Source organism: Mycobacterium sp. 1245499.0 (genome assembly GCF_001673615.1).
Classification (GTDB): Bacteria; Actinomycetota; Actinomycetes; order Mycobacteriales; family Mycobacteriaceae; genus Mycobacterium; species Mycobacterium europaeum_A.
This window is the reverse complement of sequence record NZ_LZMG01000055.1, coordinates 1-8,405: the sequence shown is the minus strand read 5'-3', so window position 1 is coordinate 8,405 and position 8,405 is coordinate 1. Positions and strand designations below refer to the sequence as shown.

At 67.4% G+C, this 8,405-nt stretch carries 8 protein-coding genes; 5 read left to right on the top strand and 3 right to left on the bottom strand.

What is annotated here, in order from left to right; all coding sequences use genetic code 11:
• Positions 1–151 precede the first annotated feature (151 nt).
• Positions 152–805 carry a response regulator transcription factor gene (locus A5646_RS02625; protein WP_066865675.1) on the bottom strand — a complete coding sequence of 218 codons (654 nt, stop codon included), beginning with the start codon at positions 803–805 and terminating at the stop codon, positions 152–154.
• Between the two features lie 113 nt (positions 806–918).
• On the opposite strand from A5646_RS02625, the gene A5646_RS02620 reads away from it, so the two are divergent.
• Positions 919–2,139, top strand: a complete 1,221-nt coding sequence (locus A5646_RS02620; protein WP_156748976.1) for a sensor histidine kinase — start codon at positions 919–921, stop codon at positions 2,137–2,139.
• A 179-nt stretch (positions 2,140–2,318) separates the two neighbouring features.
• Here A5646_RS02620 and A5646_RS02615 read toward each other — a convergent pair whose 3' ends face one another.
• Together A5646_RS02615 and A5646_RS02610 are read right to left on the bottom strand one after the other, a co-directional pair.
• The gene (locus tag A5646_RS02615) at positions 2,319–3,935 is read right to left on the bottom strand and encodes an FAD-dependent oxidoreductase (protein WP_067019667.1); all 1,617 of its coding nucleotides are present in this window, start codon (positions 3,933–3,935) and stop codon (positions 2,319–2,321) included.
• Between the two features lie 26 nt (positions 3,936–3,961).
• Positions 3,962–4,639: an IclR family transcriptional regulator gene (locus A5646_RS02610; RefSeq protein ID WP_066865690.1), complete on the bottom strand. Its 678-nt coding sequence runs from the start codon at positions 4,637–4,639 to the stop codon at positions 3,962–3,964.
• Positions 4,640–4,765: 126 nt separating this feature from the next.
• Here A5646_RS02610 and A5646_RS02605 point away from each other — a divergent pair, with 126 nt between their 5' ends.
• The 4 genes from A5646_RS02605 to A5646_RS02590 all read left to right on the top strand — a co-directional run.
• Positions 4,766–5,629, top strand: a complete 864-nt coding sequence (locus tag A5646_RS02605) for an alpha/beta fold hydrolase (RefSeq protein ID WP_066865693.1) — start codon at positions 4,766–4,768, stop codon at positions 5,627–5,629.
• Entirely contained in the window at positions 5,629–7,353 is a 1,725-nt protein-coding gene (locus A5646_RS02600; RefSeq protein WP_067019663.1) for a bifunctional 3-(3-hydroxy-phenyl)propionate/3-hydroxycinnamic acid hydroxylase, read from the top strand. The genes A5646_RS02605 and A5646_RS02600 overlap by 1 nt, the downstream gene beginning before the upstream one ends.
• The gene (locus tag A5646_RS02595; RefSeq protein ID WP_066878012.1) at positions 7,301–8,218 is read left to right on the top strand and encodes a 3-carboxyethylcatechol 2,3-dioxygenase; all 918 of its coding nucleotides are present in this window, start codon (positions 7,301–7,303) and stop codon (positions 8,216–8,218) included. Before A5646_RS02600 ends, A5646_RS02595 begins: the two co-directional genes overlap by 53 nt.
• Positions 8,215–8,405 (top strand): FAD-binding protein (locus A5646_RS02590; protein WP_156765500.1); only part of this gene is annotated, 191 nt, incomplete at its 3' end. The genes A5646_RS02595 and A5646_RS02590, both read left to right, overlap by 4 nt.

Here is an 8,405-nt window from a genome sequence, read left to right as displayed (position 1 = left end):
CAGCTGATCGCGGCCGGCGGCAGCGGCGATCACCTCTGCGAGGTGGAACGCGGGGCACGCCACCTGATCGCCGAGGCCATAGCGTCGGCCAAAGCAGTGGTGCGGGCGCGGCAGATCGCGTCCACGCCCAAGCCGAATCCCTGGTCGGCCGCTAGCTGAGCAGACCTTGCCGCATTGCCTCGGCGACGGCGGCCGCGCGATCGCCGACGCCGAGCTTCTCGTAGAGGCGTTGCACGTGCGTTTTGACCGTCGACGGGGCCACGAAGAGCTCACCGGCGATCGCGGGGATGCTTTGACCGCGGGCGATCCGGTTGAGCACCTCACGCTCGCGCGCACTGAGCACGGGTGCCGACGGCTCCGCACGCTGCCGGATCTCCGCGGCAAGACCACCGACGAGCGCCGGTGCCACCACGTCGCGGCCCTGCGCGCAGTCGAGCACGGCCTTGACGATCTCGCTGCGCGTCGAGTCCTTGAGCACGAACCCGGCGGCGCCCTGTTGCAACGCCTGGTACACGATCGCCGACTCGTCGTGCGCGGAGATCAGCAGCACCCGGGTGGGCAACCCCTGCGTCCGCACCGCCGCCGCCACCTGGGCGCCGTCCAAGCCGGGCATCCGGTAGTCGAGCAACGCGACGTCGGGCACGTGCGACTTGATCAATTCCAATGCGGCAGAACCGTCTTCCGCCTCACCGACGACGTTCACCGAACCACTCGACGACAGGGCCCGCACCACGCCCTCGCGAAAAAGTGGGTGATCATCGCCGACGACCACGCGCACCTTTTCCGGGCTAGCCGCGCCGACCATGGCGACGAGTGTAGCGGTTTGCGGAGCAGCGACGTTCGCGATCTCCGGACGGCCCGATGAGTCAATTTCCCGTTTGCTTCGGGGTGACGGACGCGGATGAGTACGGTGATCGGGTGGTGGTAGCCGGTGACGCAGAGCTGGAGCGGGTGCGCACGGTTCACCAGTTGCGCTCGTACCGCATCGGCTCGGTGCTGCGCATCGGAGTGGTCGGCCTCATGGTCGCGGCCATGATCATCGGCACCAGCCGATCGGAGTGGCCGCAGGAAAGCGTCCTGATCGTCCTGTACACACTCGTCGCGCTCTGTGCATTCGGGCTGGCCTTCGCCCCTTTCCGACGCTGGATCGGGATGGGCCGACTGGTCGCGATCGGCCGGCTGGAGCCGTTTGCGTTCACCGTCATCGACATCGTCGCGCTGACGGTGTTTCAGCTGTTGTCCACCAACGGGATCTACCCGCTGCTGATCATGGCCATGCTGCCCGTCCTGTTGGGGCTGGACGTCTCCTCGCGCCGGGCGGCGGTGGTGCTGATCTTCTCCATGCTCGGGTTCGCCATTGCCGTGCTACAGGATCCGGTGATGTCGAGCGGGGACAGGTTGGCCGAGGCGGGGTTTCGGTTCCTGCTCTATGCATTCCTTTGTTGCGCGGCCTTTCTGGTGGTGCGCATCGAGGAGCGCCACACCCGCTCGGTGGCCGGATTGAGCGCGCTGCGGGAGGAGTTGCTGGCCCAGACGATGAACGCCTCGGACGAGGCGGCGCGCCGGATCTCGGAATTCATTCACGACGGACCGCTGCAAGACATCCTGGCGGTGCGCCAGGAGCTCGTCGAACTGGACGGGGCGTTCGAGGGCGACGAGCGGGTCGGCCGGGCGCTGGGCGGCTTGCAGCTGGCCTCGGAACGGCTGCGGCAGGCCACTTTCGAGCTGCATCCGGCGGTGCTCGAGCAGGTCGGGCTGGGGGCCGCCGTGCAGCAGCTCGCCGAGTTCACCGCGCAGCGTTGCGGCATCGACATCAGCACAGAGATCGAATACTCGGGGCGCCGCGACATCGACGCCGTCGTGTTCGGGGTGGCGCGCGAGTTGCTGTCCAACGTGGTCCAGCACGCTCGGGCCCGGCAGGCGACGGTCATGCTCGGGGTCACCGACCGGACCTGTGTCTTGCATGTGGTCGACGACGGTGTGGGGTTGCGCCAGGAGACGGTGGCGCGGCGGCTGGGCGAGGGGCACATCGGGCTGGCATCGCATCGGGCTCGGGTGGAAGCCGCCGGGGGAGCCTTGATGTTTCTCGACGCCCCGGTGGGAACCCATGTCTGCGTCGAAGTGCCGTTGAGGAATTGACCGCTCCGCGCACCCGTGATCGGCACGCATTAGGTGAATTCCATCCGCGCTAGCACCGGCGCTATCACGAACGAAAGTCACCTACTGGTTCGGCGGAGGTTCACCACGGAGCGCCATCACCGTGCCCCATGGTGAACGGTTTGCGCCACCGCGCTCGGCGGCGCCCATCGATATAACCCCTATTTCAGGTCGACCGACTTCCCGGTGGCGGCCGCATGGCCGGCACGGTAGCCGAAAACCATTGCCGGGCCCAGTGTTCCGCCGGCGCCGCCGTAGGCCCGTCCGGTCACGCCGCCCATCGCGTTGCCCGCGGCGAAAAGACCCGGTATCGGCTCGCCGCCGACATGCAGGACGCGGGCGTCGTGATCGGTGCGGGGGCCGCCCTTGGTGCCCATTGCGCCGATGCTCACCGGCACCGCGTAGAAGGGCGCGGTGTCGATGGGGCCCAAGGTCTTACCGGCCGGGGTGGTCGCGCTGTCGTCACCCCAGTAGCCGTCGTACGCGCTCGAGCCGCGACCGAAGTCGGGGTCCGCGCCGGCGGCTACGTGACGGTTCCAGCTCTCGACGGTGCGGGCCAGACCGTCGGCGTCGATACCGGTCTTGGCGGCCAACTCGGCGAGGTCTGCCGACTCGCAGAACCAGTCGGGGACGGGCTGCCCCGGCTCGATACCGAGAAATCCATAGCGCTGCAGGTGAATCGAATCGAACACCATCCATCCGCGGTCGTTGACGTAGCCGCCGCGAGGGTCCAGGTAATGAAAGGCGCCGGCCATCGAGTTGTAATCGCAGGCCTCGTTGACGAAGCGGCGGCCGGCCGAGTTGACGATGATGCTGCGCGGCCGCGTCCTTTCCAGTCGCACGCTGCGGCTGCGGGGCTTGCCCTCGATGGTGTCGCCCGGGATTTGCACGATCGGTACCCACCACGCTTCGCCCATGTTGGCCAGGTCGGCCCCCTGCTCCATCGCCATGCGCAAGCCGTCACCGGTGTTGTTGGGCGGCGAGACCGCCCCGTGCATGGGGCCGCGCAGAAAGGCTTGTGTCAGAGCGGGATCCCACTCGAAGCCGCCGGTGCCCAGGATGACGCCATGCCGGGCGCGAACACTGATCGTCCCGTCCGGCAGGGCCACGCGCACTCCGGTGACTTCTCCGTTGTCGGCGATGAGACCTTCGGCGCGGGCATTGGTGTGTGGGGTCACCCCCGCATCCAGCAGGCCCTTGAGCAGTCCCGCGATCAGCGCGGTGCCGGCCACGCACAGATGGCTGGTTCGTTCGTCGATCGCCGCGTGCAGGCGCGCCCTGGTCTCGGCATCGAAACCGACGTTGGACCAGTCGGCCGGGAAAGACGTGATGCGAGTTGCCCATTCGCCCAACTGAGCCAGGTCGAAGGGGGCGGCGCTCAGCGACCTGCCACCGGCCGGTTGTCCGCCCGGTAACTCGGGACGATAGTCGGGAAAGCCGGTGGCGATCTCGAACTGAAGACCGCTGTGCGCCTCGATGAAGTCGAGCATCGCCGGCCCGGTGCGAACGAACGTTTCCACCAGCTCGTCGTCCATCGAACCGAGCGACTGCGCGCGCAGATATCGCAACGCGTCAGCCGGGGTCAATTCGCCGTCCGGAGAACGGTTGTGGGCGGGGATCCACACTATGCCACCCGACACGGCCGTGGTCCCGCCGACGGTCGAGGCCTTTTCGTAAACCTCCACCGAGGCACCCGCCACGGCTGCGGTCAGCGCGGCCGTAAGGCCGGCACCACCACTGCCGAGCACGACGACATCGGCTTCGTGGTCCCATGACATGGACTGCTATCCCTTCGGCTCAGTGGCTAGCTCAGGAGCTCCGACAACTGCTTGGCGGCTTTCACGACCGCGTCCTTCCCGCGCATCACCACGTCTTCTCGGTGTGAGATGAGGTTGATGCACGTCGGTGGCGAGGGCACCGGGCGGCGCACCCCGACGGCCAGGCCGTAGGTGTTCGGTTCGATCTCGCCGTAGGTCGTCACCCAACCACGTTCGCGCGCACGGGAAACCAGCTCCCGTTCGCCCGGACGCGGAGGCATGCACGCGAGCAAGGCGATCCCGGCCGCGCCGCGGTCCAGCGGATATCGGCTGCCTTCGTGAAACGAGAGCTGGTAGGCGACGTGGCTGGGCACGATCACCGCGATCGCCACCTGCTGGTCGCCTTCGGCGATGAGCAGCGACACGGTCGTGCCGAGCTCGTCGGCCAGCGCGCGCAGCGTCGGCAGACTCACCTGGCGCACATTGCGGTCGAAGGAAGCGCCGAGCACGGCCAGGCCCGCCGCCGGACGGTAGCGCCCGTCCTCTCCCTTGGCCACCAGCCGGAACTCGGCCAACGTCGTGAGCAGTCGGTAGGCGATGGTGCGGTGCACCCCGACCTGGTCGGCGAGCTGCTGCACCGTCAACCCGCTGGGCGAGTCCGCCACCATCTGCAGCGCGGTCAGGCCCCTGGCCAGGGTCTGCGAGCCGGTACCGGAGCCCGTCACAGCCTTGACAGACCTTCCCGTGAGAGCGAAGCTTTATATATAACGCACATTAGTGTGCGATATTAGCACACTAGGTAAGCCGAACACGAGAACGAGATTTCCCCGATCTGGAGGCCGGACAGCACCGTGGCGGAGTTCGAGAGCATCTGGAGCGATCTGCAGGGCGTCGCGTTTGAGCAGGGCTACCTCGACGCCGGAGGAGTGCGGACGCGCTACCTGCGAGCCGGTGATCCCGGGAAGCCGGTGTTGGTCTTGTTGCACGGATCCGGCGGACATGCCGAGGCCTATGTGCGCAACCTGGCTGCACACGCCGAGCATTTCTGGACCTGGTCGATCGACATGCTCGGCCACGGGTACACCGACAAGCCGGGCCACCCACTGGAAGTCGCCCACTACGTCGAGCACCTGATGGCCGTGCTGCGCACCATCGGTGTCGACCGTGCCTACCTCAGCGGCGAATCGCTCGGCGGCTGGGTGGCCGCACGCGCGGCCATCGACCACCCGGATGTGGTTGAGCGGCTTGTGCTTAACACCGCCGGTGGCTCCCAGGCCGATCCCGTGGTGATGCAACGGATCATCACGCTGTCCATGGCGGCCGCCGAGGACCCGACCTGGGAAACGGTGCAGGCGCGCATCAAATGGCTGATGGCCGACAAGTCCAAGGGCTACGACGACCTGGTCGCCAGCCGCCAGCGCGTGTATCGCCAACCGGGGTTCGTCTCGGCGATGAGCGACATCATGGCGCTGCAGGATCCCGAGATCCGGGCGCGCAACATCCTCGGCCCGGACGAATACGGCTCGATCGTCGCCCCGACGCTGGTGCTGTGGACCAGTGACGATCCGACCGCCGACGTCACGGAGGGGCGTCGCATGGCGTCGATGATCCCGGGCGCCCGCTTCGAGGTGATGCCCGGTTGTGGCCACTGGCCGCAGTACGAGGACGCCAAGACTTTCAATCGCCTGCATCTCGATTTCCTGCTGGGCCGGTGATGGTCGCACCAAAGCGGGAGGTGGGTGACATCGAAACCGATGTCCTGGTCGTCGGCGCGGGCCCGGTCGGGTTGACCCTCGCCAACATCCTTGGCCTGCAAGGTATCCGAACCATGGTGGTCGACGAGCGGGACACCCTCATCGACTATCCGCGTGGCGTCGGACTGGACGACGAGGCGTTGCGGACCTTCCAGTCGATCGGACTCGCCGACCGGGTGCTGCCGCACACGGTGCCCAATCAGATCTTGCGCTTCGTCGACGCCAAGCGTCGCGTGCTCGCCGAAATGGCCCCGCCGGACGCACGTTTCGGTTGGCCGAAACGAAATGGCTTCGTGCAACCCCTCGTCGACGCCGAATTGTTGGCCGGCTTGGACCGATTCGAGCACGTCCAGGTGCGCTGGGGACGCCCGATGACCGCATGCCAGGAAAGCGCCGACGGGGTGACCGTCGAACTCGGCGGCGGTGGTGACAACGACGGCGACACCGCACGCCTGCGGGCCCGTTACGTGGTCGGGTGCGACGGCGGCCGCAGCATGACCCGCCGGGTGATGGGGGTGTCGTTCGACGGGACGACGTCATCGACGCGCTGGCTGGTGGTCGACATCGCCAACGACCCGCTTGGCCACCCGAACAGCGAGGTCGGCGCCGACCCCGAACGCCCGTACGCCTCGATCTCGATCGCCCACGGAATTCGCCGCTTCGAGTTCATGATTCACGCCGACGAGACCGACGAACAGGCCGAAGATCCGGCGTTCCTGACCCAGATGCTGGCCCGGATGGTGCCTCACCCCGACCGGGTCGACGTCATCCGGCGCCGCGTGTATACCCACCACTCGCGGATCGCCGGCGCGTTCCGGCGGGGCCGGCTGCTGCTGGCCGGCGACGCCGCCCACCTGATGCCGGTGTGGCAGGGGCAGGGTTACAACAGCGGGATCCGGGACGCGGCGAACCTCGGTTGGAAGCTCGCCGCGGTGGTGAGCGGGCGGGCCGACGACAAGCTGTTGGACACCTACGACGTGGAACGCCGCAAGCACGCCCGCGCCATGATCGACCTGTCGACCATGGTGGGGCGGGTGATCTCGCCCACCAACCGCCGGGTGGCGAACGCGCGAGATCTCCTGATCCGGTCGGCGTCAATCGTGCCGTCGCTCAAGCGATATGTGCTGGAGATGCGGTTCAAGCCGATGCCGCGTTATGAGCACGGAGCCGTCGTGCACGCTGCGCCGGGACGTGCCGATTCGCCGGTGGGAACGCTGTTCATCCAGCCGCGCGTCGACACCCGGGATCGGCAGGACGTGTTGCTCGACGATGTGCTTGGTTCTTGGTTCGCGGTGTTGTGCTGGAACAACAACCCCCGCAAAATCCTCGGCGACGTCGCGTTCGCGAACTGGAAAGCGTTGGGCGCGCGCTTCTTCGCGCTCCGACCGGCGACCCAGCTGCACTGGGCGGGGCACGACGACCCCGATGTCGTCGTGGTGGGTGATCGGCATGGCGGCCTCAAGTCCTGGTTCGACACGCACTCGGAGTCGGTGCTGTTCCTGCGCCCCGACCGGTGCGTCGCGGGCGCCTGCATCGCTCAGCGCGCGCCGGACCTGAGCGCCGCGCTTATCGATGCGCTCACACTCACGCCGCGAGGAGGTGAATTGCAAAATGGCACTGGCTCTGTGCTGTATGTCGCACAGCCCTCTCCTGAATCTTCCGGGGCCGTCGCGGGACCTGCTTGATGACATCGAGGGCGCAATCGCGCAAGCCCGGCGATTCGTCGAAGACTACGACCCTGAACTGGTCGTCAGTTTTTCCCCGGATCACTACAACGGCTTCTTCTACAAGGTGATGCCGCCCTTCTGCATCGGCACCAGCGCCCGCGGAGTGGGGGACTACGGCACCCACGCCGGCCCGCTCAACGTGCCGGAAACCCTCGCGGCCGACTGCGCGAAGGCGGTCCTCGACGCTGGCGTCGACGTCGCGGTATCGGCCAGCATGGACGTCGACCACGGGACGGTCCAGCCGCTGGAGAAGCTGTTCGGCGACGCCACCTCGCGTCCGGTGATACCGATCTTCGTCAACGCGATCGGGGTACCGCTGGGCCCGATGCACCGTTGCCGCGCCCTGGGTACCTCCGTCGGCAATTACCTTGCCACCCTGGACAAGCGCGTCCTGATTCTGGGATCCGGCGGGCTGTCGCACAGCCCGCCGGTGCCGAGCTTGGCGACCGCGCCCGCACCGGTGCTGGAGCGGATCGTGCACGGCCAGCCGATGACGTCCGAGCAGCGCCAGGCCCGGCAAGCCGCCGTCATCGACGCGGCCAAGAGCTTCGCCGCCGGTGACAGTGAGCTGCAGGCACTCAACCCGGCGTGGGACCACCGCTTCCTGGAGATCATCGACGGGGGATGGCTGAGCGAACTGGATGGATGGTCGAATTCGTTCGTCGCTCACGAGGGCGGCAGCTCCGCACAGGAGATCCGCACGTGGGTAGCGGCATTCGCGGCGCTGGAAGCGGTGGGCCCCTACGAAATCACCGGGCGCTACTACAAACCCGCGCCCGAACTGATCGCCGGGTTCGCCATCAGAACGGCACTTCCGAAATGACGGCGGCCTCGGACGATTTCGATCACGTCGTCGATGTACTCATCGTCGGATCCGGCGGTGGCGGTATGACGGCCGCACTGACGGCCCAGGCGGCCGGCCTCGACGCGTTGGTGATCGAAAAGTCCTCGCACTTCGGCGGTTCCACCGCTCTGTCCGGCGGCGGCATCTGGGTACCCGGTGCCGCCGC

What these genes read in the sequence shown, in the direction of transcription:
- A5646_RS02625 (WP_066865675.1), bottom strand. Translation starts at nt 805, where the DNA reads ATGGTCGGCGCGGCTAGCCCGGAAAAGGTGCGCGTGGTCGTCGGCGAT.
- A5646_RS02615 (WP_067019667.1), bottom strand. Translation starts at nt 3,935, where the DNA reads ATGTCATGGGACCACGAAGCCGATGTCGTCGTGCTCGGCAGTGGTGGT.
- A5646_RS02600 (WP_067019663.1), top strand. Translation starts at nt 5,629, where the DNA reads ATGGTCGCACCAAAGCGGGAGGTGGGTGACATCGAAACCGATGTCCTG.
- A5646_RS02595 (WP_066878012.1), top strand. Translation starts at nt 7,301, where the DNA reads ATGTCGCACAGCCCTCTCCTGAATCTTCCGGGGCCGTCGCGGGACCTG.